The sequence below is a fragment of the Acidovorax sp. LjRoot129 genome (assembly GCF_964253765.1).
In the GTDB taxonomy this organism is placed as follows: domain Bacteria; phylum Pseudomonadota; class Gammaproteobacteria; order Burkholderiales; family Burkholderiaceae_C; genus Acidovorax.
This window is the reverse complement of sequence record NZ_CAXUSE020000001.1, coordinates 1,210,633-1,235,506: the sequence shown is the minus strand read 5'-3', so window position 1 is coordinate 1,235,506 and position 24,874 is coordinate 1,210,633. Positions and strand designations below refer to the sequence as shown.

Below are 24,874 nucleotides of genomic sequence, written 5' to 3'. Positions count from 1 at the left end.
CCCGGCGCTGATCTACCATGGACTATCCAGGAAATCTCTTCGTAGTGGCGGCGCCCAGCGGTGCCGGCAAATCCAGCCTGGTGAAGGCACTGCTGGAACTTGACTCCCACGTGCATCTGTCGATATCCCATACCACCCGACCTCCGCGCGGGCAGGAAAAGCACGGGCGCGACTACTACTTTGCGTCGCAACCCGAGTTCGACGCCATGGTCGAGGGCAACGCGTTCGTCGAATGGGCCCATGTCCACGGCAACCGCTACGGCACCTCCAAGAAAGCCATCGAGGAGCGGATTGCGCAGGGCACGGACGTCATCCTGGAGATCGACTTTCAGGGGGCGTTGCAGATCAAGCAGGCCTTCGCCAATGCAATCTTGGTGTTCATCCTCCCCCCCAGCTGGGAAGAGCTGAGGTCCCGCCTCGAGCGTCGAGGTGAAGACTCCGCAGACGTCATCGAGGTGCGGCTCAAAAATGCGGCCACAGAGATGGCGCAGGTCAGTAAATTCGACTTCGTTATAATCAACGAGTTATTTGAACGCGCGCTTTTCGATTTGAAAGCCGTGGTTCATGCCCAGCGACTGAAGTACGCCGCCCAGCGCCGCGCCCGTGCTGACACATTCCAGTCGCTCAACATCACCTGAATCCCGGAGCACCCCCATGGCACGCATCACCGTAGAAGATTGTCTGGAAAAGATCCCCAACCGATTCCAGCTCGTGTTGGCCGCTACTTACCGCGCACGCATGCTGAGCCAGGGCCACGCGCCCCGCATTGAAAGCCGTAACAAGCCTGCCGTGACCGCCCTGCGCGAAATCGCTGAAGGCAAGGTTGGCCTGGAGATGCTCAAGAAGGTTCCTGGTTGAGGTTTCTCCTCGGCGTTAGCCACCAAAAAGCACCGCTGCTGCGGTGCTTTTTTTTGCGCCACAGTGGCCGGATGCACTCCGCGCTACATTAAAGGCATGAACGCGGTGCTCAACTTACCTTCTGCAACGCAGTCCCGGCCTGGCGATTCGCCTGCGCCAGGCGCCCTCTCGGCGGCCGCAGCGGCAGCCAACGCAGCAGCGGCCAGTTTTGCTGCGCTGACCGACAACCTGGACTATCTCGACGCTGCCAGCATCGAGCAGGTGCGCCAAGCCTACCGATTTGCAGACGAGGCCCACCTGGGTCAGTTGCGTAACAGCGGCGAGCCCTACATCACACATCCGATTGCGGTGGCGGCCCAATGCGCTACCTGGAAGCTTGATGCGCAGGCCCTGATGGCAGCACTGCTCCACGACGCGATGGAAGACTGCGGCGTGACCAAGGCGGATTTGATTGATCGCTTTGGCGCGCCGGTGGCCGAGCTGGTAGACGGCCTCACCAAACTCGACAAGCTGCAGTTCCACACCCGCGAAGAGAACCAGGCGGAATCTTTTCGCAAGATGCTGCTGGCCATGGCTCGTGATGTGCGCGTCATTCTCATCAAGCTGGCCGACCGCACCCACAACATGCGCACGTTGTCGGACATGCCTCGCAGCAAGTGGGGACGCATCTCGTCAGAAACACTGGAGATCTACGCTCCCATTGCGCACCGACTGGGGCTGAACCAGACCTACCGGGAACTGCAGGACCTTTCTTTCCGCCATTTGCATCCGTGGCGTTACGCGACGCTCTCGAAGGCGGTCCACAAATCACGCAACCGCCGCCGCGATCTCGTGCAAAAGGTCCAGAGCGAAGTGGACGCAGCGTTTTCCAAGATCGGCATGAAGGTCCGTCTCGCCGGTCGCGAAAAGACCTTGTACGCCATCTATCAAAAGATGGACCTCAAGCACCTGAGCTTTGCCCAGGTGACAGACATCTACGGCTTTCGGGTGATCGTCCCCTCAGTGACGGACTGCTACACAGCCTTGGGCGTGTTGCATCAGATGTACAAGCCGGTTCCCGGCAAGTTCAAAGACCACATCGCGATTGCCAAGCTCAACGGCTATCAGTCGTTGCACACCACATTGGTGGGGCCGTCCGGGGTGAACATTGAGTTTCAGATGCGCACCGACGAGATGCATGTCATTGCCGAAGCCGGGGTGGCTGCGCATTGGCTTTACAAGGCGCAGGACGGCGACGGCAGTTCGGCCGAGCGACTCGGAACGAAGTGGCTTCAGTCGCTGCTCGACATCCAGAATGAAACACGCGATGCCGCGGAGTTTTGGGACCACGTCAAAGTGGACCTGTTTCCTGACGCGGTGTACGTTTTCACCCCAAAAAGCCAGATCATGGCGCTGCCACGTGGCGCTACCGTGGTGGACTTCGCCTACGCTATTCACAGCAACGTGGGCGACCGCACGACGGCCGCCAAGATCAACAACGAGCAGGTCCCTCTGCGCACGGAGCTCAAGAACGGCGACGTCGTTGAAATCATCACTGCGCCGGTATCCACCCCCAATCCCGCATGGCTGGGCTTTGTCCGCACAGGCCGCGCGCGCTCCAAGATTCGCCACTACCTCAAGACCCTGGCACAAACCGAGTCTGAAGGGTTGGGAGAGAAGCTGCTGACCCAGGCGATCCGCGCCGAGGGCCTGCAGCAACTGCCGCCGCTCGATGCAGAAACGCAGCCCCTGTGGGACAAGTTGCTGCGCTTCACCGGCAACCGCACTCGCAGCGAACTGATGACCGACCTGGGCCTTGGCAAACGCATTGCCAGCATCGTGGCAAAACGGCTCATGGTGCTCATGTCAGAACATGGCCATCGCCCCGACGCGCTGCTCATGACCCGTGAGCGCTACACATCGCACGAAACGCTGTCACAGGGTGCGGTCACCCTCGACGGCAGCGAAAACGCCTCTGTGCAATACGCAACCTGCTGCAGGCCGGTGCCGGGCGACAGCATCGTGGGTTACCTGGGGCGGGGTGAGGGGTTGGTGGTCCACAACGCCCACTGCACCGTAGCCAAGCGCCTTCAGCACAAAGACAGCGAGCGCTTCATTGCGGTGGACTGGTCCGATGAGCCTACCCGCATGTTCGAAACCGGGGTGGTGGTGACAGTGAGCAATGGCAAGGGCGTACTCGCCCGAGTGGCTGCAGAACTCGCCAATTCGGAAGCGGACATCACCCATGTCGACATGGACGACGAAGCAGCGCTTGATACCACGGATTTGCGCTTCATCGTGGCCGTGCGTGATCAGACTCACCTGGAGACGGCCCTGCGCAATCTGCGGCGGACACAAGCCGTCATCCGTGCAGCCCGCATCACCCCGCAGGCGTAACACCGTCCGCTCTTGATGGCGCGGCGAGTGCTAACGCATTCGCTCAAGCTGCTGTTGAAGTACGAGGGTAATTCACGGCTACGACCTCGAGTGTGCGGACGCCCCCCGGCGTCGGAAGCTGCACTTCATCTCCCACGCGCGCCTTCAACAACGCGCGTGCCACTGGCGAAATCCAGCTGACCTGGGCGTCGCGGCTCTCGGCCTCATCGATGCCCAGGATGGTGATGGAACGCTCAACCCCTGCGTCGTCTGCGTAAGTCACTGTAGCGCCAAAGAAAACTTGATCACTGCCGGCGTGCAGGCTTGGATCCACCACCTCGGCAATCTCCAGACGCTTGGTCAGAAACCGTATGCGGCGGTCGATTTCACGCAACCGCTTCTTGCCGTATAGATAGTCCCCGTTTTCAGACCGGTCCCCGTTGCTCGCAGCCCAATGGACAGCTTCGACCACCTTCGGGCGCTCGTTGTCGATCAGGTCGAACAACTCGTCCCGCAGGCGCTTGTAGCCGGCCGGCGTGATGTAGTTTTTACCGCCAGCAGGTAGCGCGGGGAGGGTCAACTCATCGTCGTCCGCCCCATCGGTTTCTTTGGTAAAGGCCTTGCTCATGGCAAATCTCCCCCTCGATACAAAGCACCGGGACAAATGGAAAAAGCCTGCAATCTTTCGATTGCAGGCTTTAAACATTGGTGCGGCTGGCAGGAATCGAACCCACGACCCCTTGGTTCGTAGCCAAGTACTCTATCCAGCTGAGCTACAGCCGCTAAGCTTCGAATTATAGCATGATTTCTTGGCGACCCTCGAAACCCTGCATTTTTTCTGTCTTCTATCTCTCTAACGAGAGGCTGTCGACTACTCAATTCAACGCAAGCCACGATTGTAATGCACGGCAAAGCTTCAAAAAGCGAAAACCGCCAAGCATCGCAACAAACTGGCTTTGCGAACCGTCCAGAGTGGAACCGAAGAGTGGTAGGGCGTGTTGGACTTGAACCAACGACCAAAGGATTATGAGTCCTCTGCTCTAACCAACTGAGCTAACGCCCCAGGCCATGCTCCAGCGCTTTGCATACAACGGGGCAAGCGCCGTATTGTAGGTGTTACTTGCGATGGCTGAGGGCGTTGGACAGGAGCTTTGACGTGATGTCGACAATTTGAATCATGCGGTCATACGGCATGCGCGTGGGGCCGATAACACCGAGGGTACCCACCACCTTGCCATCAACTTCGTACGGCGAACTGACCACTGACAATTCTTCGAACGGCACCACATGGCTCTCGCCGCCGATGTAGATGCGCACCCCCTCTGCTTGGCTGGAAATGTCCAGCAACCGCAGTATCTGGGTCTTTTGTTCGAACAGGTCAAACGCGCGCCGCAGGTTCCCCATGTCGCTGGAGAAATCACTCACTGCAAGCAAATTGCGCTCACCCGAGATCACCACCTCGTCCTGCGCTTGCGAAAGGGCCTCGGACCCTACATTCACAGCCGCCTGCATGAGTGATGCGATCTCACCGCGCAACAGGTCCACTTCAGACTTGAGGCGCTCACGCACTTGCTCCATTGCAAGCCCTGCATAGTGCGTATTCAAAAAGTTCGAAGCCTCGATGAGTTGCGACTGCGAGTAGTCCACGTCCGTAAAGATCACACGGTTTTGAACATCCCCTTCCGGCGACACAATGATGACCAGGAACCGCCGCTCAGACAGACGCAGGAACTCAATGTGGCGAAACACCGACGTCCGCCGAGGCGCCATGACAACGCCGACGAACTGGGAAAGATTGGACAACACCTGGGCGGCGTTGCTGATCACTTTTTGGGGTTGCTCTGCCACCAGTTCCGGGTGCATGAGCGGATCTCGCTGCACGGTGAGCATGGTGTCGACAAACAGTCGATAGCCACGTGCAGTGGGAATCCGGCCTGCGGAGGTATGCGGGCTTGCGATAAGGCCCATCTCCTCCAGATCCGCCATGACATTACGAATGGTGGCGGGCGACAAATCGAGTCCAGACGCACGTGAGAGTGTTCTCGAACCGACAGGTTGGCCGTCGGCGATGTAGCGCTCGACCAGAGCTTTCAGCAACAACTTGGCACGGTCATCGAGCATGAAGTGATTTTACGGTTGTAAGGTCGCTCGCAGGCAAACATTCATAGTAGCAGCGCGAAACGGCCGTGGGTGCAGCCTTGCCAGCCGTTGGTAACATGACCGCTATCGGCCAAAAGCAGACTGTCGCTGTCAAGCTCTGAAGCGCGCGCACTGGCTACTGTCCAGGCAACAATCGCAGTCCATCTAACGCGACCACCCCGTCAACGGCGCACTCGGTCATCAACTTTCATTTCACCTATGGCAGCTCGGTCCCTGGAAATTGGCGGCGACGAAAAGGACGCGGTTCGTCCCCTTCAAGATGTGCTGAACCGCACGTTGGCTCTTGGTGCGGCCGTTGCAGGAACTGTCGGTGCTCCGTGCGACGAGCTTCTGGCATGGATAGCCGAGATGGGCCTCTTAAGCGAGCTCACGACGAGTGAGCAGATGCTATTGAATGAGCAGGCGAGCAGACAGCTCGTTATTGATTTCTCCTGGCAAAGCGAGCGTCTCGTTGTTTTGCTCTGGGCACTAAATAAGATTCCAGCCATCCCATTTCCGGCGCCTGAGACCAGTGTGGCTTTCATAGAAGAGCTCCTTCCTCCTTACGGCGACGAGTCTGCGACGGAATTTCGCGCTTCTGCGAGGCTCAGGTCGGAGGATGAGCTCTTTGCTGCAGCCTATGAAATACAAGAGCTACACGTGGTCGCGCGTCAGCGTCGCTTGTCGCGCCCAGGCTATCGACCGAGCGTCTCAGCGGTCGACGAGGACGTCGTTAGGGAGCGTCACCATGCGATTAACTGGCTGGTCGGATACTGTGGCCAGTTGTGGGATGACGTTACGACCGACACCTGACGGCCAGAAGCAGTCTCTGGCGATAGATAAAGGCACGCACTCAACCGACAAAGCAAGCGGGCTGCTTTTAGTGTGTCAGCCTTACTGCTAGGTCACGTTGGATTGTGTGAAGTTGCCAGTCGCACTTCGCTAAATCGCATTCTTCTTAAGTCTCCCTGCGCTTCCAGGATGCCTTTCTGGACCAGCCTATCCACACGCTGAGCGTAGTAGACATCCGCAATTCCGCTCGGTTTGTTGGGCCAAGTGCTCGTCATTACCTCTGCGACCAAACGGGCGACTTTTTGCCACTGGGGTGCCGCCGCACTCATGAGCGCATCGTCGGCCGCAGCTACTTGGCACTGCGATAGCGCTTCAACGCGTGCTTGCTGTCCCGCACTTAGTGGACCGTCAGGCTCTTGGTCGTCAGATTCCCCGCCGACGCAGCGTATGTCTTCATGCAACTGGAAATCTGAGGTTTTCGTTCGTGACATAGCGTGCTAAATTTTTTAGGGTCTTGGCCCACCTTGTGCTGGGTCCCCGCTAACGTTTTTAGACCTTGGGCAGAATTCGGCCAGTAACAGTCGGTGGCGCTTAGCAAAGCAGACACTCAACGTTGGCTAGCGGACGACACGGTCGATCCTATAGAGCAACCAGTTAGATCGCTGACCATTTTGAAGAGAATAGAAGACGGCACACCGCAACCCCCGCAATGATTCCTAGCCCGCAGGCCAGCAAAATGAAAGCGTGAGGGACGGCTCCGAACTGGATCAGTCCCCATACGGCAGCTGCCACGCCAGCAGCAAGAAAATAGACACCAATCGCGCCAAACGCAAGTGAGGCAAACCGAGCGGCGCGGAAGTTTCGCAGCAGAGCCTGAAAGCCAATGACCATGAATAGGCCAAGTGCACAGCCGATAAATACGAGTGGGATGTCTTCCCACACATGTGAAGGCTGACTGGCCGAAGTAGCATGGAGCGAGAACGGTCCGCTAGCGAGACCGCCAATTGCTGCGGCAAGAACGATAACTGAATCGCCCCGGGTTTTGAGGAGGCTCAACACTCTGAGAGGATTGAGCCATGAAGAAGACAAACAAGTTCTCGCCTGAGGTGCGTGAGCGCGCAGTGAGGATGGTGCAGGAACAGCGCGGGGAGTACCCATCCCTTTGGGCGGCCATCGAATCTATTGCCCCCAAGATTGGCTGTGTTCCGCAGACTCTGAACGAATGGGTCAAACGTGCCGAAGTGGATGCAGGCGCGCGAGAAGGTGTCACCACAGCCGAAGCCCAACGGGTCAAGGAACTGGAGCGCGAGAACAAGGAGCTGCGTCGGGCCAACGAGATACTGAAGCTGGCCAGCGCGTTTTTCGCCCAGGCGGAGCTCGACCGCCGTTTGAAGTCCTGAGGGATTTCATCGACAGGCATCGTGGCACCTTCGGGGTCGAGCCGATCTGCAAGGTGTTGCAGATCGCCCCGTCGGGGTATCGAAGACACGCAGCGCTGATGCGCGAGCCCGGCAGGCGCTGCGCTCGGGCCCGTCGCGACGAACTGCTGGCATTGCAAATCGAACGTGTCTGGCAGGCCAACATGCAGGTCTACGGCGCAGACAAGGTCTGGCGTCAACTTCGTCGGGAGGGTACAGCAGTAGCCCGCTGCACAGTGGAGCGGCTGATGCGCAAGCTGGGGCTGCGCGGTGTGATGCGCGGCAAAGTCGTGCGAACCACCGTCAGTGATAGCAAGGCGCCATGCCCGCTGGACCGAGTTAACCGCCAGTTCCGAGCCGAGCGGCCGAACCAGTTGTGGGTCAGTGACTTCACATATGTCTCGACCTGGCAGGGCTGGTTGTACGTGGCCTTTGTCATCGACGTGTTTGCCCGGCGCATCGTGGGCTGGCGCGTGAGCAGTTCGATGCGAACTGACTTCGTCCTCGATGCGCTTGAGCAGGCGCTATACGCGCGCCAACCCGAGCGGGACAGCAGCCTGATTCACCACTCCGACAGGGGCTCGCAATACGTCAGCATTCGGTACACCGAACGCTTGGCAGAAGCTGGCGTCGAGCCCTCGGTGGGCAGCAAGGGAGACAGCTATGACAACGCGCTGGCCGAGACGATCAACGGGCTCTACAAGGCCGAACTCATCCACCGCCGCGCTCCCTGGAAAACGAAGGAGGCAGTCGAGTTCGCCACGCTCGAATGGGTATCGTGGTTCAACCACCATCGCCTGCTTGAACCCATCGGGTACATCCCGCCTGCAGAAGCTGAGGCAAACTACTATCGGCAACTCGCCAGTCAGCCCGCCACAACGGCGGCCTGACTTAAACCAACGGGCCTCCACGGAACCCAGGGCGATTCATAACTGAATGAGTTCGCATAGCTACTTAACGTAATTTAGATCAGCCTGCTTCGGATAAATAGCCGCTTTTGGGAAGGGATGCCCACTGTCGGCTCAGGGCCCGTGAGCGTCCTTCGCTGTTAGGCAGAATTCGGCCGACCACTGCGCTGGGCCGGTGGAGAAAAAAGATGAAAGCGGCGCGAGGCAGGAATGTTTGCTGGAGCCTAAAAACGTGATCACCGTTCATGCCTCCCTGCATCCCCAGTACTCTTGGGGCGGGGCAGCAGCAGGAACCCTATTCCAAGTCCAGCGTAGCCAAGTCCGGTCACCCAACGAAATATCGTTTGCCCGATGAGAACACGCCAGCCTTCAAGTGCTCGGCACTGTTTAAAGCACAGTAATAGCGGATCCATGTCGGTGACCATAACTACCAATCCAACCATCAGCAGAAGACCGCCGATGAGTTGAACCCCGGTAACCATCAACTTGCGGTAAGACATAAGGCAAGGAGGTTCATGTGTTGAGGTTACGTCTTGGATGCACCAACGATTCATTATGTGACTTCTCGAGCATAGAACGGGGCCTGCTGTCCTCCCCTCGTTCATTGATATCACAAATGTCGAGCGGCTGCTTAGGGCCCAAATTCGACAGTGGGTCAAACTACCGCAAAGCGATCATTGATTCATCACAGGGTAGCTCGTGGCCTGAACCCAGCCAGTTCCTGGCTATAGTTTGCCTACTTGAAGTTAGCCGGGTTTTGCGGATTTTTTTACCTGCCCACACACCGCTCATGACATCCCCACCACTTACAACCCGTGAGTACGCCTACTTTCATGTCACGGGGCCAGGCACGCATGAGGAAGTCACAGCGTTGCTCGGTTTGAGACCTTCAGAAGCATGGAATGTTGGTGACGCCAATCCACGCAATGGGAGGCTACGAAAGTCAATGAGCTGGCGTATGGGTAGCGGCCTTGACGACACCAATCCACTCGCGGAGCACATTGCCGCCCTTTTACTTTGGCTGCAGCCTAAAGCATCGGATCTCCGGCAACTATGGGTTGAGCACGACCTTACTTTGGTGTGCGTGGGCTACTTTCCGCCAAGCGGGCATGGGATGCACTTCGACCGCGAGCAAGTCCGTAAAGCTGCTCTACTAGGGTTAGCGCTGGATCTAGACTTTTACTATGTGGATGACCACGAACACGAAATCTAGCCTGTGGGCGTTCCGGAGGCGATCAGCGTTGATGTCTCCTTTCACCGTCTAGCAACGACCGCTCCTGGCCGAATTCTGCCATCGGCAGTCATGCGCCAGCCAATCTTTGCAACTGCATCTTTGCCCACCTGCCTCGTCCTTCGTGGCGATGGATGTGATCACGCAAACACGAAATAGACACGTCGAACATGCCTGCCAGAGTGTCTTGATCAAACCAACCTGAGCGCCACGCAGCAGCGGCGTACGCTACATCATCGTCGGACAACGCCCGCTTACGCCCCCAAGTTTTCCCAGCGGCCCGTGCAGCACGTTGCCCGGCAAGGCAACGCTCTCTGATAAGTTCACGCTCAAACTCAGCAAAGGCTGACAGCAGATGCAAGAACATACGGCCCTGCGAGGTGTCCGTTTCAATAGCTTCTGTTAGCGAGCGGAAGCCCACACCTTTCGACTTGAGTAGCTCAAACACCTTGACGAAATGCGACACAGATCGAGCAAGCCTGTCGAGCTTGTACACCACTAAAACATCGCCCTTGACCATAATCGTGAGAAGCTTTTCAAGCTCTGGACGGTCCTTTATCGCTGAGCGCTTTTCTTGCACTACCTCATCGATGCCTACCCGACGAAATGCGGCTAGTTGTGCGGCCGTGTTTTGCTCCAAGGTGGACACCCTGGCATATCCGTAAATAGTCAAGACAATGCTACTCAGCTAGGGTTTTGATAGCTTCAATGTATCAAAAGAAACTTGATGTGAATTTGAGAAAGCACACGGAAAACCGGCACAAGGTTAACGACTGTCAACATGGGGTTTGTCACCCCATACCCCGACCCCGCCACTGCGCCACAAGGGCTTCGTTCTCGGGGCCCTTCTTGTCTATCGGAAGGCTGGGTTTCGGGTGCGCAGTGCCCCGGTCACATCGGCCTGCGTGATCTGCGTGGGGTCAGGCGCTGGAATGATCGGCATGGGGACCGTTCTGACCTCTCGCAGCGGTGGCGTTGTGCCTGGCACGTTCTGACCGGTCGGCGTGCCTTTCGCGGGCTGCTGGAGGCCCTGCGGCGGTTGATGAGGGGTAGCCTGCTGCCAGTCCACAAAGAAGCCCTGCGCGACGATCTGGAGGCACGTAGGCCCACTGACCTGCAGCAGGGTCGCCTGCTGGCTGTAGCACTTGCAGGTTTTGCCCATGCTGACGCACGCTGCAGGGTACGGAGCCACCGTTGGCTTAGTGACCTCATCGTAGGCCGGCGCGGTGTGTGGGAAGTCTTTCAGGCGCGGTGATCGCTCGGTGATGTACTGCTCATAGGTGAGCTTTGTAGACACCGGCATGGGCGCGGCGTCTGCCTTTCCCTGGACCTCGGTGGCGGCCTTTGCTGCGGTCTTCGCTTCGGTCTTTGCCAGCAGCTTGGACGATGCAAACCAGATCAGCAGAGGTATCAGCAGCAGGCAAACCAGGAACACCCACACCTTTCCGGGAATGCGCTTTTTGCCGGTGTGCAGGCTGGCCGACTTGTACCAGCCGTAGACCTCTTTCGGGTAGGCCTGCATCGTGACGGTGCCGGTCTTGCCACTGCCGTCTTTCTCGCAGTTGGGATTGACTGCGGGCCACTCCAACACGCTCACCATGTCCACACCGAAGGAACGCTTTAGGTGGCGGTGCCATCCAGGCGGGCCGATGAGCCGGCGCACGAAGCTGTCGATGTTCTGCGGGTGCTGGGTCACCATGTAGAAATCAAAGCCGCGGCGACGGTGCTCAGCGAGCATCTTGACGGCCTCGGGCACGGTGGCACCTGCAGCACGATTGGGCAGATCGTTGTGCGCCTCATCGATCAGGAAGATCGTCCCATCCGGCTCGGCCTGCCAGTCTTTGAAGTCGATCTTCTTCCAGTTGGAAAGCTCGCCGCCGTCGACCGGCTCAAACCGCCCGTTGTGGCATACAGGCCGGTTTTCTTTGAGCTGGCGTTCACGCACCCATTTGAGGGTGTTGAGAGTCTTACCCGCGCCGTTTGCGCCGCTGATGAGGTACAGCATGGGCTACTTCAGCACGAAGCGTTTGAACGTGTCAGAGGTCAGGCCATCGAGCAGCAAGCGCGCTGCAATGGCGCTGGTGACAATGCTGATCGCCACACCCACCTTCATGATCGAGAGCATGCCGAACACCTCGGGCGGCAGCGACTGGAAACTGTTGATAGCCTGCGTTTTCAGGGCATCGAGACTGGCATTCACGCCCGTGTAAGTGACGACGGCCATGCCCAGCGCGACGAGGACACGGCCCACGATGGAGCCAACCAGATTGATGAGCATGCCCCCAATGGCGGCGACGAATACAGGCATGGCTTACCCCCGTCCAACGATGCGAACGGCCAGCAGCAAAGCCACGCCGATCATGATGTTTCCGATGATGGCGAGACTCGGGCATATCTTGCTCATGGGCAGCGAGATAGCGCGGCCAGCAACCACGATGTTCAAGTCCTGGATGCACTGCCCAGAGCCGAAGGCGTCAGCGGTGCTGATGCGATTGGCCATGCTCTCCGACCTGTTGCCAGGAAGATCCTTTGTCTGCTCGCCGGTCTTGCCTTTCTCTTTCTCGTAGAGCTCCGATTCAAGGCTTTTGTCGTCAAACAGCCGGCATGAGCGCCGGTGTTGCTCACGTGCAATGGCGCACTGAATCGCATCACCCTCGCAGGTAAAGCCGCCCATGCACGAGCCGGCAAACATCGAATCTCCATCTCCATCCCCATCACCGTCCCCATCACCGCCGCCCGGGTTCGGGTTCTCCGGTGTACCGGTGTCCGGAACGGGCTTGCCTGGAGGCGATGGATAGACGCATTGCGTACCGACCTTGACTGTGCCGGGCGGACACTTGCCGTCGTTGTCGGGCTCCTTAGGGGGAGGCGTGGGTGCGTAGCAATTCCCATCGGGATAGCGCGAGGTGCCCGGAGGGCATTTGCCGGTGTTCGGGTCCGGTGGAACCGGTGGCGGTGGCTGCACAGGCGGCTGCGTCGGACCGGGACCGGGACCATCGTTGTCACCATCGCCAGGGCCTGGACCGTTGCCGCCAGTGCCTGGACCGGTGCCGGGGCCATCTCCGTTGCCCGGGCCATCGCCGGGGTTGTCACCTGGGCCACCCTGGCCGGGCTCGCTACTGCCAGGGGAGCAGGTCGAGCCGGTCATCTTGCCGGTGCCCCAGCAGCTTGTTTTTCCATCGGCCGTGACACACACGCTGGGGTTCACACGGACCATGCAGTTTTTGCCGCCGTAGGGCTCGCAATAGAACGTGGTGGCCTCGCCGTTGGTCTCAAACTCCCCGAGGGATTTACCGGCCTCGCAACCGTTCTTTTTGCAAACCCCGTTGACGCGGGTCTCGCCAGGGGGGCAGTCCGGCTCTTTCACGCAGACGCCATTTACACGCACTTCGTTGGGCTGGCACTTGTCGGGAACGCATGCGCCGCCTTCTTCGTGCTGCCCTGCTGGGCAGGGGTTGGTGGGCTTGCATTGGGTGCCGTTTTCGCTGTAGCCCGTATTGCACTGGCAACCGCCCGTGACCGGCGATGAGTTAGCAGGGCAAGAACCGCCCTCTGCCGTGATCTCAACGTTGAGCATTGCATTGTCGGAGCGCTTCGCCCTGCATGTGCCGTTAGTGACGACTGGCGTAAAGCTGTAGCCAGAACTGCAGCCGGTCAACTCGGTTGCGTAGGCCGCACAAGCTTCGGATAGTGAGCTGAAAGGCCCGAGCCACACTGCGGCACATCCGCTCAGAGCTTTGTAGTTCGTCTGCGCAGGCACGAGGGCACTGGCAAATGGACTGGTGCACAGCAGCACCAACAACGCAACTATGCGGAGAAGATAAGCCATGCGGCCCCCAGGATTGCGATCATGACGATGAGGCCCATTTGCTTGCACCTTGAAGAAGCCCACGACGTGAGCTTTTGCAAGGCCCCTGCCGGCCGGTCAGGGAGCACATGCGAGGGGCGCTTAGGAGATAGCGCGGCGCACCCACTTGAAGGCGGCCACGGCCACCACAACCAGCAGAACGGCAGCGCCGATCAGGCCGATGGGGGTGATGGTGTCGTTGATCTCAGTGACCACGCCAGTGACGTCGATGGCTGCGTGAGCCATGTTGGTTGCCAGCACCAGGGCGCCAGCTGCAGCAGCGGTTGCGAAGCGACGGGTTTGCGTATTGAAGCGGTTCATTTTTCAGTCCTCTGAAGGTTGGTTTCCGTCGGTTGATTTAATGGTCTGGATGAGGGTCCTAAAGGCCCACGCCACAGCCCACACCAGCAGGACGGCACTGCTGATTGCGGCCCCTTCGGCTGGGCTCAGGTTGAGCACATGAAGGGTGATTTCGTGTTGCACCGTGACCGTGCAGGCCGAGGTGCATTGAATGGTTTGCTCAGGCATCAGAGGTGCCTCTTTGCCCAAGGGCAAATACGCCGAAGCCAGCGATAGACGCGCGGGTCAGACACGAAGGAAAGCCATAAGTAGCAGAGCGCCGCGCCCGAAAAACCACCAGCGGCAGCGACGCCCCAGACCTCCCAAGCCGTAGCCAAAACAATTTGTTCAGACATCGCCGAAGACTCGATTGCGTGCAGCGGCGATGCGTTGGCGGCGTGCTGCGCGAGCATGCAGACGCTCTGCCAGGACGCCGAGGGTGCCGGTCAAAAGAGCCCACAGGGCAGCGCCTACGAAGCCTGCGCAGATGCCCAGGATGGCTAGTTGCTGGGCCACATGAGAGAGGTTGATTTCGTTCATGGCATGTAGTCGGCTTCGGTGCCGAGGCGGTCAAGGTCGATGAGCTGGGGGCGGTCTTCGGGCTCACACCAGTCCTGCACGAGCTGGTGCGCGCTTTCCACGTCAGGGACTACGCCGCCGCCCGCTTCGCGCAAGGAAGCCACCCACTCGGGTTGGCCGTCTTCCAGCGAAGGCGCGAGGAACCGGCCCGTGCTTTGGGACTGGATGAGCAGGCGCATTTAGGCGGCCTTTTTGGCCTGCTCTACAGGCTTGATTTCCACGAGTACCAGCGTGGTTCCGTCTTCGCGGGCAGCACCCATTTCGAACACCGCGTTTGCAGAGATGGGCAGCGATGCACCCAGGTGCGCCCACTTGTCGAACTCGCCAGCGTCCTTGATCTTGAAAGGGCGCGTGACACGGCCAATGCTGCGACCGGCGCCGTTTTCCTTAAGGTCTACTTCGCAATGAAACGTGGTGCTGGAGAAGGCTTTGCCTTCGAACTCGCCGGAGCTTTCTTTGACGCCGTGGACGATGACTTGAGAGTTGAAACGCATGGTGTTTTCCTTGGGCCTTGGGTGGTGGTCTATGCAGTGGCGGGGCCAGCGCCTGCGACCAGTGAGGAGCGTTCGAAGGCGGGCATGAAGGCACGCTCGATTTCTGCGACGGAGAACTTTTGCAAGCGGCCCGGGAGCTTTTGGTTTTGCAGCCAGGACCAGAGGTCATCAGTGCCCAAAAACTTGATGGCGGCGGCGACGGTGGGCGCGGCGACGTTGCGCAGCCAGCGGGTGTTGCGGGTGACCTCGGCCTCGACGGTTTCCAGCGCTAGGCGGCCTGTCGTTTTCACGGGCTCGGGCGTGGCGGTGTGGTCAGCCATGAGCAGTTGCGCTGCGTGCCACTCGCTGGCCCCTGCAAAGAAATCGGCAGGGCGGCGCAGCATGTCGGGGGAGAGGACGCGCAGCTTGTTGCCGTAGCGCAACTCGATGCGAATCCAGGGCGATTGCGCATCCACGCCAAAGAGCTGATCGCCTTTTTCGTAGGCGTTGGTTTGCTTGCCGGCCTCTTTGCTGCCCATGTAGAACGAGCGCTCATGGCCGTTGGCCCAGTCGCCGACCATGTTGCATTTGAGGCGCTTGCCGCCTGAGTCGCAGAGGCCCGCTTTGTAGTCTTCAACGACGCGATCCATGCCACCGGGCAGGCCATCGAAGAAGTCGAGTGCGAGGTCACACCGTGTCATGTCACCATCGCGCGATTCGATGATGGAGGCTATGCGGTCATTCCATCCGTGCTCTGCAAACGTGCACGCGGTGCCGTAGAGGTTGCAGTGAATGGTCCGGCCTTGAGCTTGCTGGCGCGGGCTGTCGCCGCTGGACAGGTAGCCGACCCATCCGCACTCTGTGCCGTTGCGCTCGATGCTCCAGCGGAAGCGGTAGAAGTCGTGGCCCTTGCGCACTTCGGGGGCGACGGCATAGTCGCTTCCAAGCGCCGCAGCTACAGCGTCTGCAAGGTCTTTGGCCTGGATGCTGGCGGCGTAGTCGGCGTCGGGCAACAGGGCCAATTCGCGCTTGAGGTCAATGATTCGTTGCTTGGGGTTGAACAGCTCTTGCGGGTCCCAGATGCTGGGCGCAAAGCGTGGGCCAGGATCGACCGGAAAGAGGTCATCGATCGACGGTGCGGGCGCGTTGCGCAGCAGGCAGGTGAAGCGGACCCAATCGATGTGCACCACCGAGCGCGAAGCGGTGCGCTCAGCGAGCAGGCGGGCCTTGATTTCTGAGCCGTCAAGGACGAGCGTGGACATAGCCGGACGGGTCACTTGATCGACCTCCTGTTATCCCCGTGATTACCAACGGGGATGGCTTGAACGCCCGCCGCTGCCGCGCCCGCGCTGCGCTTGCCGGTCGCGTCCGCGTCGCGCTGTGGCAGGGCTGCGATGAAGTCAGTGATCTGCTGCCATTGGTTGGGAATGCGGCCTGTGTGCATGGGGACCATGCCGGCCCCGGATTGGCCGCGAAAGGAGGGCTGCTTAGACATGCGAAACTGCCGCAACAAAGGAGAGAGAGCCAATGAAAAGTTTGCTTGTCCTGCTGGCCGTGTTGGCTCTTCTGGGCGTCGTAGTCGTCGCTATGGGTGCGGCGAAAAAGAGGGGCACCACAACACGCGAAAAGGTCAGACCAAAAGTGCTGATGACTGAGCGTGAGCAAGCCATGTACAACCGGCTTGTGCAGGCTTTACCCGATTTGGTCGTGCTAGCGCAGGTCGGCTTTAGTGCGCTACTCACGGCGCGGTCATACGCGACGCGCAACACGTTTGATCGCAAGGTCGCGGACTTCGTGGTTTGCGACAAAGCGCTGGGCGTGCTTGCTGTGGTTGAGCTGGACGACAGCAGCCACCGTGGGCGGGAGAAGGAAGACGGAGCCCGCGACGCACTGCTTTTAGACGCCGGATATCGCGTGGTGCGGTATCCCCGGGTGCCAGACGTGCAGCAGGTGCGGGACGATTTCACGTCGCAATCGGTGCCCACCGTCCCCGCTGAGCTGATGGACCTACGCGCAGAGCGATAGTCCTCTGCCGAGATGCACACCCCTTGCCCGGCAGCGGCTGGAGCCGCCAAGCTGTCGCCGGACCGTTTAATGGCAGGGGGCGTGCAAACCGTTGATATCGAGGTCATGGCGGCTCCAAATACTCACATTGAGTAGGGCCGAACCATACAACTACTCACATTGAGTATCAAGAGCTTTCTAGAATCTACTCAATTCGTGTATTTTCTACACAACAGGAGTAGCCATGACACACACAATGAATCTTCTCGAGAAAGCGCTAGAAGTGAAGAACGTAGCCGAGTGGACCAAGGAGCTTGGGCTATCTAAGCAGGCGCTGTACAACGCGAAAGAGCGCGGACATTTGAGCCCTGCAATCGCAGGTGCCTTGGCGGACGTCTTGGGACAAGACCCTCGCGACTGGATAGTGGTGGCGGCGCTGGAGTCAGAGCGAGACAGCGCGTGCAAAGACCGCATGCTTAAGCGGATCAAAAAAATTACGTCACTTTAATGATGTAATTTCGCGATGACGTCCAATTTCCGCCATGTTGCGCTCATAGGCAAGTACCAGGCTTCAGCGGCAGGCTCCGTGGGCGACACCTCCCGCCAAGCGCTGGAAGGCATTGCCCAATTCTTGGAAGACCAGGGTTGCGAGGTAGTGCTTGAAGCAGAGACTGCAAGCAACACCGGCATGGCCCAGTACTCCGCGCTCACTGTAGATGAAATAGGCAAACACTGCGACCTGGGGCTGGTCGTTGGCGGTGATGGGACCATGCTCGGCATCGGGCGAAGGCTTGCCAAGTTTGGCACTCCGCTGATTGGCATCAACCAAGGGCGGTTGGGCTTTATCACTGACATTCCTCTCGACGCATACAAGGCCACTCTGCTGCCAATGCTTCAGGGGGAGTATGAAGAGGACCTCAGGCCACTCATGCATGCGACGGTAGTCCGGGACGAGCGGATCGTTTTTGAAGCCCTCGCAATGAATGATGTGGTGGTGAACCGTGGCGCGACTTCCGGCATGGTGGAATTGCGTGTGGAAGTCGGGGGACGGTTTGTCGCCAATCAGCGTGCGGATGGCCTCATCATTGCATCGCCGACGGGATCCACGGCCTACTCCCTCTCGGCCGGAGGCCCCATGCTCCACCCTTCTATTCCGGGGTGGGTCCTGGTCCCTATAGCCCCCCATACGCTGTCCAATCGGCCGATCGTTCTATCAGACGCGACAGAAGTGGCGGTAGAGGTGGTCAGCGGCCGTGATGTCAGCGCCAATTTCGACATGCAATCGCTCGCGTCGCTCCTGCACGGTGATCGCATCCTGGTCAAGCGCTCGGAACACTGCGTGCGCTTTCTTCACCCCTTGGGTTGGAACTACTTTGCCACGTTGCGTAAAAAGCTTCGGTGGAATGAAGGGGGCTCTTGAGCATGGCGTTGAAGCGGGTCACCTTGCGTGATTTTGTGATCGTTCAAGACTTGGAACTGGAGCTGAACTCTGGCTTTTCGGTGCTTACCGGGGAAACCGGCGCTGGCAAGTCAATCTTGATCGATGCCATACAGCTGATATTGGGAGCGCGCTCCGATGCGGGAGTAGTCCGCGAGGGCGCCGCCAAGGCCGACCTTTGTGCTGAATTCGACTGCCCGGCCCACCTTCAACCGTGGCTGGAGGAAGCGGGCTTTGATATTGACGAGTTGCTGCTCCTGCGACGCACGGTGGATGCGCAAGGGAAAAGCCGCGCTTGGATCAATGGGACGCCCGCCACAGCGGCCCAGCTCCGGACACTGGGCGACAGTCTCTTGGACATCCATGGTCAGCATGCGTGGCAAAGCCTCACAAAGCCTGACTCGGTGCGGGCACTGCTCGATGCCTTCGCAGGCGTGCAGGCGGCAGAGACCACGGCGCGGTGGACGCAGTGGCGTATGGACCAGAAAGCTCTGCAGGAAGCCCGCCAAGCGCAGGCGACTCTGCAGCAAGAACGTGAACGCCTGCAGTGGCAAATCAACGAAGTGGACAAGCTCGCGCCTACCGAGGGCGAATGGGAAGAGCTGGATGCCCAACACAAGCGCTTGTCGCATGCACAGGCGCTGCTCGATTCAGCACAGGGATCCCTCCAGACGCTGCAAGACGATGAGGCAGGTGCACTGGCCGGACTCTCGCGCGCGCACGCCCTACTCCAAAGCCATGAGCATATTGAGCCGGAGTTCGCCAATCTTGCAGACATTCTTTCGTCGAGCCTGGCGCAGGCCAGTGATGTCGTCCATTCGCTTCAGCTGTATTTAAGGCATGGCGAGATTGACCCTCAGCGTTTGGCAGAACTCGACAGCCGCCTCTCACTGTGGATGACCTTGGCACGCAAGTACAAGCGGGCTCCCACGGAATTGCCTGCACTGCTCGAGGGCTGGAAGAAAGAAATGCTTCGTCTCGACGCAGCAACCGATCTGGGCCATCTGACAGCGGCCGAAGCGGCAAGTGCCAAGGCTTACCACGCGGCGGCACGGGCTCTGTCGCTAGGCCGAGGCAAGGCTGCTCCCAAGTTGTCGCACGCCATCACGCAAGCTATGCAGGGCCTTGGCATGGACGGCGGGAAATTCGAAGTCTCTGTGACAAAGTCTGAGGAGCCCTCTGCCCATGGCATTGACGATGTTGCGTTTCTCGTTGCCGGCCACCCTGGCATGACACCCAAGCCAATAGGCAAAGTGGCCTCTGGGGGTGAACTTTCTCGGATCTCCTTGGCGATCTCCGTGACCACCAGTGAGTTGGGCATGGCTCCGACTTTGATCTTTGATGAGGTCGACTCCGGTGTCGGTGGCGCTGTTGCGGAGACGGTAGGACGGCTGATGCAGCAGCTCGGCAGTGATCGCCAGGTGCTGGCTGTCACGCACTTACCCCAGGTAGCTGCCTGCGCTCACCATCATCTCAAGGTGTCTAAACGCAAGAGCCCAAGCGGAACCACGAGCACGGTATTACCGATGCTTGCAGACCAACGCGTTGCAGAGATTGCGCGCATGCTGGGGGGCGAACGCTCTACCGACACCACGCTCGCCCATGCGCGGGAAATGCTGGATCTTGCGGCGACGAACTCAGGAGGCGACAGCTGATGGTGCTCGAAATCGTACTGATTACGGGCATGTCCGGCTCAGGGAAATCTGTGGCGCTGCACGCGCTGGAGGATGCCGGGTACTACTGCGTGGACAACTTGCCTCCCGAGCTGCTGCCAGCCTTCGTGGCGCTTGAGCATCGGCACCACGGAAACCGGGTGGCCATCGCCATGGACGTGCGCAGTGCGACATCATTGCACCAAGTGCCGCAGGAGCTGAACCGACTTCGAAGCCAAGGCGTGACGGTGCAGTCCATCTTTTTGGACGCAACCATTGATACGCTGGTAAGACGGTTTTCGGAAACGCGGCGGCGCCACCCGCTTTCGCATGACGATCTTCAGCAAGGACGCAGAGCACTGGTCCAGATCATTGAGCTGGAGCGCGAACTGCTGGCCGAACTCCGCGAACAATCTCATGTGATCGACACGAGCACGATACGGTCGTCTCAGTTGCAGAGCTATGTCAAAAGCCTGATCGTCACGTCCCGCGGCCAGATGACCCTTGTTTTTCAGTCCTTTGCGTTCAAGCGCGGCATTCCCATGGATGCGGACTACGTCTTTGACGTGCGGATGTTGCCCAACCCGCACTACGAACCGGCTCTGCGCGATTTGACTGGGCTGGACGAACCCGTTGCCAACTTTCTGCGGCAGCAACCTGAGGTTTCATTGATGCAAGCACACATCCAACAATTTCTAGCGCATTGGCTGGAAATGCTGGATCGAAACCATCGGAGCTATGTCACCGTCGCCATCGGCTGCACTGGTGGTCAGCACCGATCGGTCTATCTGGTCGAGCAATTGGCGGAGGTCCTGAGCAACCGATGGACGGCTCTCAGAAGACACCGAGAACTTGACGGGCGGTAGCACCAAGCAATTACCACAATTGTGCTTGGGTCGAGTCAAGGAGCTTGCGGATGGGCGCGGGTAGACCGATTGCAGCCCATTGATCAGGACCGAACCATTCGCCCTCTTCTGTCGGCCGCTCCGCGATTTCTCCGGTGACCAAGATCGGGTGGAGGTGCAAATCCCGATGGGTCAGCACATGAAGGAACGGCTGAAGCGTATTGCAGGACACGCGCGACGCGTCGCCAAGAGAGGCAACGTAGCTGCTCAAAGAGGCATCATCGGCAAATACAGGAACGCAATGCATCCCCGCCCATATGCCCGAGGCCGGACGTCGTTGGAGCCACACCCGCCCCTCGGGGCCACGCAGCAAGAGCAGTTGCCAAGATTCAGAACGCCTAGCCAGCCTGCGCGTCTTGACAGGGTAACGCTCCGGGTCACCAGCCTGATAGGCCACGCAGCGGCTTGCCAATGGACATTGGCTACAACGCGGCGCCCGCGGCGTACAAATAGAAGCGCCAAGGTCCATGAGCCCTTGCGTATAGCGGGGCATGGCGTCGCGGAGGTTCTTCTGCGGAAGTAGAGACTCCGCGGCACTCCACAACAAGCGTTCATTCGCAGCCGATGCCAGGTCCTTTTCAAAACCCAACAAGCGCGTAAGCACCCGGCGCACGTTGGCGTCGAGAATAGGAACGCGCTCGGAAAAACAAAATGCCGCGATGGCCCCCGCGGTGGATCGGCCGATGCCGGGCAAAGTGGCCAGCATGTCCGCAGTACAAGGAAATGCCCCGCCGTGCTCTGCAACAACTTGCTGAGCACAACGGTGCAGATTGCGGGCACGCGTGTAATAGCCGAGCCCACTCCAAAGGCCCATTACCTCGTCCTGACTGGCCGCCGCCAGAGCTGCGACATCTGGAAACCGCGCGAGGAAACGCGCGTAATAGTCGAGGACCGTGGCCACCTGCGTTTGCTGCAGCATGATTTCGGACAGCCAGACTTTGTAGGGATCCCGAGTTTGCTGCCAGGGCAGATGGTTGCGCCCATGCGCCGCCTGCCAAGCGACTACAAGTTCTGCGACGCTCTCTTTGCCGACATCGCTCATGCCGACACGAGCTGGCCGTCCATGGCCGCAGTGTCCACAGCAGGCAAGGCAATGAGCTTGGAGGTTAGGTCCTGAAGACGCTCCTCCAGCTGCACCAACTCGGCCTCACTTGCCTCTATTTCAGCAATGCGCTCAATCAGTCCGCTGGCGGCATGCTGAATGCGGTCCACGGCTTCAATGCGGCGCGCGAAACTTCGGCGGCGCTCACGCAATTGAGCGTCCAGCTGGGCAGTGGCAGACTTGCTCCACAACTCCAGATCGTTCGCTGCAGATTCGTAGACGGTCCGCAGACGCATCGCCAGCGCCCGTACCAAGCGTTCTGCAAACTCCGGCTGTGCCAGCTTCAGGGCGTTGCTCAGGCCCAGGTACTGCAGATGGCTTTGCTCGATCTGGTTAAAATCGAGCATGAAGTGCTCAAGCTGCGGTGGCGCTGGCACTTGCAACGAAAACCCAAACTCCGCATTGAGTTGCCTGAACGTACCGCCCAGCATGGCTTGGATTTCTGTACCCGACGCCTGGGCTTTGTCCAAGGTACCGCGAAGCTTGTCAAAAGTCTCTACGTAGACCCGCTTGATACCAAGCTTGAGCCCCTTTTGCTGCAAGGTGTTTGCAAGTTCAGAGAGTTCCGCCTTGAGGGCCTTCGCGCCGAGTTGCTGGAATACATCCCGCAGAAGTTTCAAGTGGACAGCCCGCACCGCCTGGATCTTGGCCGTACTGAGGTCAAATTCGCGCTGCTCCTGTTCAATGCGGTGGCGCATCGATTCGATGACCGATGCGTTCTTTCCGCGCAAGCTTCGCAGCTCGGCCATCTGGTCGTCCAGATCACGGCGACGGATGTTGATCACCCGCGATGTTTCGGTGCGCAGACTACCGACACCGTTGGCTACCGCCGCGCGCAGGATGGTCTGGCGCCGGCCCATGATTCCTTTGGCCAAGGCTTCTTCGAGCACAGGTAGGCCGCTTGTCTCCAACAACACATCGTCTGCGGCGATCTTGGCAACCAAACCCTTCTGCGCAGAGACGGGTACCACCCTTTCCAACGGGACTCCTAGCATCTCGGCGGACGTGCGGCACTGGCGCTCCATCTGCGCCTGAACCTGCTCGGCCGAGTTCAGCGTGTCCCACAAAGTGTCGATCTTGTTCAACACTACGAGGCGCGCTTCCATGCTGTCAACCGACGTGGCCAGATGCTCTCGCCAGATGGACAGGTCGGAGCGCGTCACCCCAGTATCGGCGCTCAAGATGAAAACGACCGCATGCGCCTGCGGGATGAGGTTGACGGTAAGTTCCGGCTCCGCCCCGACGGCATTCAGCCCTGGAGTGTCGAGGATCACCAGGCCTTGTTTGAGCAACGGATGAGGGATATTGATGATGGCGTGGCGCCACATCGGCACTTCCACCAGCCCCTGCGCATCAGGGACAGGGTTTTCGTCGGTCAGGTCGTCGTGCCAAAACCCCAGGGCGCGCGCGTTGTCCAGGCTCACCTTGCGCACTTCGGCAACTTTCTCAAGGGCCTTGGCAATCTGGTCCGCATTCCCGACATCAAGAGGAATCTGTTGCCAACGTTCGGGCTTCACGCGCCATTCAGCCAGGCTCTGCATCTGCAGGCGGGTTTCAATCGGCAACAACCTGAGGCTGGGCGCCAAGCTGGCATCGTAGCCAAGCTCGGTGGGGCACATGGTCGTGCGCCCTGCGCTGGCGGGCATGATGCGCCGCCCATAGTCCGCGAAGAAAATCGCGTTGATCAATTCTGACTTGCCGCGCGAGAACTCGGCGACAAACGCCACCATCACCTTGTCACTGCGGACCTGCTCTTCCAGGCGATGCAGGCGCTCTTGCACAGCAGCGTCCATGAGCTCGTGCGAGGACATCCATTCGGCCAGCCGCTTGAGTTGCTGGGCGAACTCACGCCGCCAGGCGCCATGCTGGTCGAACTGTTCGTTGAAGGATGGTCCCACTTTGCTCCCAGATATCTATGTATGGCCTATACGGCTGGCACATACAAAATATAGCATCGACCGCCCGCCGGCTGTCATAAAGCCTGCATTTGACGGCCCGTGGTCAATGACGCTGGCAGGTAGGACAGAAGTAACTGCTGCGCTGGCCCTGGCGCAACAACTGAATTGAGGTGCCACACACGTGGCATGGCTCCCCGTCCCGGCCGTAAACGTTGGCCTGGGTTTGAAAGTGCCCCGCAGCCCCATCCGCGCCGGAGAAGTCGCGCAACGTGCTGCCGCCCATCTCTACGGCCCGCGCCAGCACCTGTTGAATAGCGGTATGCAACCTGCGCGCCCGCAGCGGCCCGATGAGCGAAGCCTTCGTCGTCGGCCGTACCCCCGCCAGGAACAGCACCTCGGACGCATAGATGTTTCCAACCCCGACCACCAACCGCCCCGCGAGCAGCAACTGTTTGATGGGCACCCGGCTCTGCTTCAGTCCTGCCTGGAAAGCTGCCAGCGAAAACCCGTCCGACAGCGGCTCCACACCCAGCCCGCCGAGCAGCTTGGCAGCCACAGGGTCCTGCTCCCCCTGGGCATACACCACGGCTCCGAATCGCCTTGGATCGTGCAGACGCAGCGTCCCCCGGTCAGTCACCATGTCGAAGTGGTCATGGGAGCCTGGCGCCGGCAATCCTTGGTCAAAGCGAAGGCTCCCTGACATCCCCAGGTGCACGAGCAGCAGCCCGTTGCTGGTATCCGCGAGCAGATATTTGCCGCGACGCCGCAGATCGAGGACGCGTTGGCCCACCAAAATCTGAGGATTGCAACCCAGGGGCCAACGCAAGGGCTTGCCCATCGTGACCGCCTCGATGCGCGCACCAGTGATGGCTCCGGCCAAACCGCGGCGGGTCACTTCCACCTCTGGCAACTCAGGCATACAAAGACCCGGGCAAT

Annotated in this window: 29 protein-coding genes, 2 tRNA genes and 1 other annotated feature; of the genes, 11 read left to right on the top strand and 20 right to left on the bottom strand. The window is 59.5% G+C overall.

The genetic code is table 11. The features are described 5' to 3' along the window. The first annotated feature begins 17 nt into the window (after nucleotides 1–17). The 3 genes from gmk (at nucleotide 18) to ACSQ3Q_RS05735 (ending at nucleotide 3,234) form a co-directional block, all read left to right on the top strand. Nucleotides 18–638 carry a guanylate kinase gene (gmk, locus tag ACSQ3Q_RS05745; protein WP_436133444.1) on the top strand — a complete coding sequence of 207 codons (621 nt, stop codon included), beginning with the start codon at nucleotides 18–20 and terminating at the stop codon, nucleotides 636–638. A 16-nt stretch (nucleotides 639–654) separates the two neighbouring features. Beyond that, nucleotides 655–858 carry a DNA-directed RNA polymerase subunit omega gene (gene rpoZ / locus ACSQ3Q_RS05740; RefSeq protein ID WP_005794722.1) on the top strand — a complete coding sequence of 68 codons (204 nt, stop codon included), beginning with the start codon at nucleotides 655–657 and terminating at the stop codon, nucleotides 856–858. A gap of 96 nt (nucleotides 859–954) precedes the next feature. After that, nucleotides 955–3,234 carry a RelA/SpoT family protein gene (locus ACSQ3Q_RS05735; protein ID WP_436133443.1) on the top strand — a complete coding sequence of 760 codons (2,280 nt, stop codon included), beginning with the start codon at nucleotides 955–957 and terminating at the stop codon, nucleotides 3,232–3,234. A gap of 43 nt (nucleotides 3,235–3,277) precedes the next feature. On the opposite strand, the gene greB is transcribed toward ACSQ3Q_RS05735, so the two are convergent. The 4 genes from greB to hrcA form a co-directional block, all read right to left on the bottom strand. After that, on the bottom strand, nucleotides 3,278–3,841 hold the full coding sequence (gene greB, locus ACSQ3Q_RS05730) for a transcription elongation factor GreB (RefSeq protein WP_436133442.1): 564 nt from the start codon (nucleotides 3,839–3,841) through the stop codon (nucleotides 3,278–3,280). Between the two features lie 78 nt (nucleotides 3,842–3,919). After that, a tRNA-Arg gene (locus ACSQ3Q_RS05725) sits at nucleotides 3,920–3,996 on the bottom strand. A gap of 203 nt (nucleotides 3,997–4,199) precedes the next feature. Further along, nucleotides 4,200–4,276 (bottom strand) — tRNA-Ile (locus tag ACSQ3Q_RS05720). A 53-nt stretch (nucleotides 4,277–4,329) separates the two neighbouring features. Further along, nucleotides 4,330–5,334, bottom strand: a complete 1,005-nt coding sequence (gene hrcA / locus ACSQ3Q_RS05715) for a heat-inducible transcriptional repressor HrcA (RefSeq protein WP_436133441.1) — start codon at nucleotides 5,332–5,334, stop codon at nucleotides 4,330–4,332. 237 nt (nucleotides 5,335–5,571) lie between these two features. Between hrcA and ACSQ3Q_RS05710 the strand changes: the two genes are divergently transcribed. Then, nucleotides 5,572–6,165 (top strand): DUF4272 domain-containing protein, encoded by a 594-nt coding sequence (locus ACSQ3Q_RS05710; RefSeq protein WP_436133440.1) that lies wholly within the window; start codon nucleotides 5,572–5,574, stop codon nucleotides 6,163–6,165. 92 nt (nucleotides 6,166–6,257) lie between these two features. Here ACSQ3Q_RS05710 and ACSQ3Q_RS05705 read toward each other — a convergent pair whose 3' ends face one another. Further along, nucleotides 6,258–6,635: a DUF3658 domain-containing protein gene (locus tag ACSQ3Q_RS05705; protein ID WP_436133439.1), complete on the bottom strand. Its 378-nt coding sequence runs from the start codon at nucleotides 6,633–6,635 to the stop codon at nucleotides 6,258–6,260. Nucleotides 6,636–6,798: 163 nt separating this feature from the next. Continuing rightward, entirely contained in the window at nucleotides 6,799–7,200 is a 402-nt protein-coding gene (locus ACSQ3Q_RS05700; protein WP_436133438.1) for a hypothetical protein, read from the bottom strand. A 20-nt stretch (nucleotides 7,201–7,220) separates the two neighbouring features. Between ACSQ3Q_RS05700 and ACSQ3Q_RS05695 the strand changes: the two genes are divergently transcribed. Next, nucleotides 7,221–8,452 (top strand): IS3 family transposase gene (locus tag ACSQ3Q_RS05695; protein WP_436133437.1). Its coding sequence is split into 2 segments (ribosomal slippage): nucleotides 7,221–7,509 and nucleotides 7,509–8,452, totalling 1,233 coding nucleotides; the frame shifts between segments, so codons are not numbered across the junction. Then, nucleotides 7,499–7,615: a sequence feature (AL1L pseudoknot), on the top strand. It overlaps the preceding gene by 117 nt. Before the next feature lie 808 nt (nucleotides 8,453–9,260). Then, entirely contained in the window at nucleotides 9,261–9,683 is a 423-nt protein-coding gene (locus ACSQ3Q_RS05690; RefSeq protein WP_436133436.1) for a DUF4279 domain-containing protein, read from the top strand. An 88-nt stretch (nucleotides 9,684–9,771) separates the two neighbouring features. Here ACSQ3Q_RS05690 and ACSQ3Q_RS05685 read toward each other — a convergent pair whose 3' ends face one another. The 11 genes from ACSQ3Q_RS05685 to ACSQ3Q_RS05635 form a co-directional block, all read right to left on the bottom strand. Beyond that, nucleotides 9,772–10,374, bottom strand: a complete 603-nt coding sequence (locus tag ACSQ3Q_RS05685; protein WP_436133435.1) for a recombinase family protein — start codon at nucleotides 10,372–10,374, stop codon at nucleotides 9,772–9,774. Between the two features lie 180 nt (nucleotides 10,375–10,554). Further along, nucleotides 10,555–11,706, bottom strand: a complete 1,152-nt coding sequence (locus tag ACSQ3Q_RS05680) for a zonular occludens toxin domain-containing protein (protein ID WP_436133434.1) — start codon at nucleotides 11,704–11,706, stop codon at nucleotides 10,555–10,557. 3 nt (nucleotides 11,707–11,709) lie between these two features. After that, nucleotides 11,710–12,009, bottom strand: a complete 300-nt coding sequence (locus tag ACSQ3Q_RS05675; protein WP_436133433.1) for a DUF2523 domain-containing protein — start codon at nucleotides 12,007–12,009, stop codon at nucleotides 11,710–11,712. 3 nt (nucleotides 12,010–12,012) lie between these two features. Beyond that, nucleotides 12,013–13,530, bottom strand: coding sequence for a hypothetical protein (locus tag ACSQ3Q_RS05670; RefSeq protein WP_436133432.1), 1,518 nt, complete (start codon nucleotides 13,528–13,530; stop codon nucleotides 12,013–12,015). Nucleotides 13,531–13,650: 120 nt separating this feature from the next. Continuing rightward, nucleotides 13,651–13,869 (bottom strand): major capsid protein, encoded by a 219-nt coding sequence (locus ACSQ3Q_RS05665; RefSeq protein WP_436133431.1) that lies wholly within the window; start codon nucleotides 13,867–13,869, stop codon nucleotides 13,651–13,653. A 3-nt stretch (nucleotides 13,870–13,872) separates the two neighbouring features. Next, nucleotides 13,873–14,076, bottom strand: coding sequence for a hypothetical protein (locus ACSQ3Q_RS05660; RefSeq protein ID WP_436133430.1), 204 nt, complete (start codon nucleotides 14,074–14,076; stop codon nucleotides 13,873–13,875). Nucleotides 14,077–14,235: 159 nt separating this feature from the next. Continuing rightward, a complete protein-coding gene (locus ACSQ3Q_RS05655) occupies nucleotides 14,236–14,427 on the bottom strand; it encodes a hypothetical protein (protein ID WP_436133429.1) in 192 nt (63 codons plus the stop codon). Further along, a complete protein-coding gene (locus ACSQ3Q_RS05650) occupies nucleotides 14,424–14,645 on the bottom strand; it encodes a hypothetical protein (protein WP_436133428.1) in 222 nt (73 codons plus the stop codon). Before ACSQ3Q_RS05650 ends, ACSQ3Q_RS05655 begins: the two co-directional genes overlap by 4 nt. Beyond that, entirely contained in the window at nucleotides 14,646–14,960 is a 315-nt protein-coding gene (locus tag ACSQ3Q_RS05645; RefSeq protein WP_436133427.1) for a hypothetical protein, read from the bottom strand. It lies immediately after the preceding gene. Nucleotides 14,961–14,989: 29 nt separating this feature from the next. Then, nucleotides 14,990–16,201 (bottom strand): replication initiation factor domain-containing protein, encoded by a 1,212-nt coding sequence (locus ACSQ3Q_RS05640; protein WP_436133426.1) that lies wholly within the window; start codon nucleotides 16,199–16,201, stop codon nucleotides 14,990–14,992. Nucleotides 16,202–16,212: 11 nt separating this feature from the next. Continuing rightward, entirely contained in the window at nucleotides 16,213–16,383 is a 171-nt protein-coding gene (locus tag ACSQ3Q_RS05635; protein ID WP_436133425.1) for a hypothetical protein, read from the bottom strand. 83 nt (nucleotides 16,384–16,466) lie between these two features. Between ACSQ3Q_RS05635 and ACSQ3Q_RS05630 the strand changes: the two genes are divergently transcribed. The 5 genes from ACSQ3Q_RS05630 to rapZ all read left to right on the top strand — a co-directional run bounded on the left by ACSQ3Q_RS05630 (nucleotide 16,467) and on the right by rapZ (nucleotide 20,899). Continuing rightward, nucleotides 16,467–16,964 carry a DUF2726 domain-containing protein gene (locus ACSQ3Q_RS05630; protein ID WP_436133424.1) on the top strand — a complete coding sequence of 166 codons (498 nt, stop codon included), beginning with the start codon at nucleotides 16,467–16,469 and terminating at the stop codon, nucleotides 16,962–16,964. 223 nt (nucleotides 16,965–17,187) lie between these two features. Next, nucleotides 17,188–17,451, top strand: coding sequence for a hypothetical protein (locus tag ACSQ3Q_RS05625; protein WP_176888558.1), 264 nt, complete (start codon nucleotides 17,188–17,190; stop codon nucleotides 17,449–17,451). Between the two features lie 15 nt (nucleotides 17,452–17,466). After that, nucleotides 17,467–18,363 carry an NAD kinase gene (locus ACSQ3Q_RS05620; protein ID WP_436133423.1) on the top strand — a complete coding sequence of 299 codons (897 nt, stop codon included), beginning with the start codon at nucleotides 17,467–17,469 and terminating at the stop codon, nucleotides 18,361–18,363. A gap of 2 nt (nucleotides 18,364–18,365) precedes the next feature. Then, nucleotides 18,366–20,036: a DNA repair protein RecN gene (recN, locus tag ACSQ3Q_RS05615; protein ID WP_436136945.1), complete on the top strand. Its 1,671-nt coding sequence runs from the start codon at nucleotides 18,366–18,368 to the stop codon at nucleotides 20,034–20,036. Next, the gene (gene rapZ, locus ACSQ3Q_RS05610) at nucleotides 20,036–20,899 is read left to right on the top strand and encodes an RNase adapter RapZ (protein WP_436133422.1); all 864 of its coding nucleotides are present in this window, start codon (nucleotides 20,036–20,038) and stop codon (nucleotides 20,897–20,899) included. The genes recN and rapZ overlap by 1 nt, the downstream gene beginning before the upstream one ends. Nucleotides 20,900–20,909: 10 nt before the next feature. Here rapZ and mutY read toward each other — a convergent pair whose 3' ends face one another. From mutY to mutM, 3 genes are all read right to left on the bottom strand, one after another. Then, entirely contained in the window at nucleotides 20,910–21,980 is a 1,071-nt protein-coding gene (mutY, locus tag ACSQ3Q_RS05605) for an A/G-specific adenine glycosylase (protein ID WP_436133421.1), read from the bottom strand. Then, the gene (locus tag ACSQ3Q_RS05600) at nucleotides 21,977–23,938 is read right to left on the bottom strand and encodes a dynamin family protein (protein ID WP_436133420.1); all 1,962 of its coding nucleotides are present in this window, start codon (nucleotides 23,936–23,938) and stop codon (nucleotides 21,977–21,979) included. Before ACSQ3Q_RS05600 ends, mutY begins: the two co-directional genes overlap by 4 nt. Nucleotides 23,939–24,041: 103 nt before the next feature. After that, nucleotides 24,042–24,857 (bottom strand): bifunctional DNA-formamidopyrimidine glycosylase/DNA-(apurinic or apyrimidinic site) lyase, encoded by an 816-nt coding sequence (mutM, locus tag ACSQ3Q_RS05595; RefSeq protein ID WP_436133419.1) that lies wholly within the window; start codon nucleotides 24,855–24,857, stop codon nucleotides 24,042–24,044. Nucleotides 24,858–24,874 lie beyond the last annotated feature (17 nt).

Coding starts and splice junctions, on each gene's coding strand:
- gmk (WP_436133444.1), top strand. CDS start 18: ATGGACTATCCAGGAAATCTCTTCGTAGTGGCGGCGCCCAGCGGTGCC.
- rpoZ (WP_005794722.1), top strand. CDS start 655: ATGGCACGCATCACCGTAGAAGATTGTCTGGAAAAGATCCCCAACCGA.
- ACSQ3Q_RS05735 (WP_436133443.1), top strand. CDS start 955: ATGAACGCGGTGCTCAACTTACCTTCTGCAACGCAGTCCCGGCCTGGC.
- greB (WP_436133442.1), bottom strand. CDS start 3,841: ATGAGCAAGGCCTTTACCAAAGAAACCGATGGGGCGGACGACGATGAG.
- hrcA (WP_436133441.1), bottom strand. CDS start 5,334: ATGCTCGATGACCGTGCCAAGTTGTTGCTGAAAGCTCTGGTCGAGCGC.
- ACSQ3Q_RS05710 (WP_436133440.1), top strand. CDS start 5,572: ATGGCAGCTCGGTCCCTGGAAATTGGCGGCGACGAAAAGGACGCGGTT.
- ACSQ3Q_RS05705 (WP_436133439.1), bottom strand. CDS start 6,635: ATGTCACGAACGAAAACCTCAGATTTCCAGTTGCATGAAGACATACGC.
- ACSQ3Q_RS05690 (WP_436133436.1), top strand. CDS start 9,261: ATGACATCCCCACCACTTACAACCCGTGAGTACGCCTACTTTCATGTC.
- ACSQ3Q_RS05680 (WP_436133434.1), bottom strand. CDS start 11,706: ATGCTGTACCTCATCAGCGGCGCAAACGGCGCGGGTAAGACTCTCAAC.
- ACSQ3Q_RS05675 (WP_436133433.1), bottom strand. CDS start 12,009: ATGCCTGTATTCGTCGCCGCCATTGGGGGCATGCTCATCAATCTGGTT.
- ACSQ3Q_RS05670 (WP_436133432.1), bottom strand. CDS start 13,530: ATGGCTTATCTTCTCCGCATAGTTGCGTTGTTGGTGCTGCTGTGCACC.
- ACSQ3Q_RS05665 (WP_436133431.1), bottom strand. CDS start 13,869: ATGAACCGCTTCAATACGCAAACCCGTCGCTTCGCAACCGCTGCTGCA.
- ACSQ3Q_RS05660 (WP_436133430.1), bottom strand. CDS start 14,076: ATGCCTGAGCAAACCATTCAATGCACCTCGGCCTGCACGGTCACGGTG.
- ACSQ3Q_RS05655 (WP_436133429.1), bottom strand. CDS start 14,427: ATGAACGAAATCAACCTCTCTCATGTGGCCCAGCAACTAGCCATCCTG.
- ACSQ3Q_RS05650 (WP_436133428.1), bottom strand. CDS start 14,645: ATGCGCCTGCTCATCCAGTCCCAAAGCACGGGCCGGTTCCTCGCGCCT.
- ACSQ3Q_RS05645 (WP_436133427.1), bottom strand. CDS start 14,960: ATGCGTTTCAACTCTCAAGTCATCGTCCACGGCGTCAAAGAAAGCTCC.
- ACSQ3Q_RS05640 (WP_436133426.1), bottom strand. CDS start 16,201: ATGTCCACGCTCGTCCTTGACGGCTCAGAAATCAAGGCCCGCCTGCTC.
- ACSQ3Q_RS05635 (WP_436133425.1), bottom strand. CDS start 16,383: ATGCACACAGGCCGCATTCCCAACCAATGGCAGCAGATCACTGACTTC.
- ACSQ3Q_RS05630 (WP_436133424.1), top strand. CDS start 16,467: ATGAAAAGTTTGCTTGTCCTGCTGGCCGTGTTGGCTCTTCTGGGCGTC.
- ACSQ3Q_RS05625 (WP_176888558.1), top strand. CDS start 17,188: ATGACACACACAATGAATCTTCTCGAGAAAGCGCTAGAAGTGAAGAAC.
- ACSQ3Q_RS05620 (WP_436133423.1), top strand. CDS start 17,467: ATGACGTCCAATTTCCGCCATGTTGCGCTCATAGGCAAGTACCAGGCT.
- recN (WP_436136945.1), top strand. CDS start 18,366: ATGGCGTTGAAGCGGGTCACCTTGCGTGATTTTGTGATCGTTCAAGAC.
- rapZ (WP_436133422.1), top strand. CDS start 20,036: ATGGTGCTCGAAATCGTACTGATTACGGGCATGTCCGGCTCAGGGAAA.
- mutY (WP_436133421.1), bottom strand. CDS start 21,980: ATGAGCGATGTCGGCAAAGAGAGCGTCGCAGAACTTGTAGTCGCTTGG.
- mutM (WP_436133419.1), bottom strand. CDS start 24,857: ATGCCTGAGTTGCCAGAGGTGGAAGTGACCCGCCGCGGTTTGGCCGGA.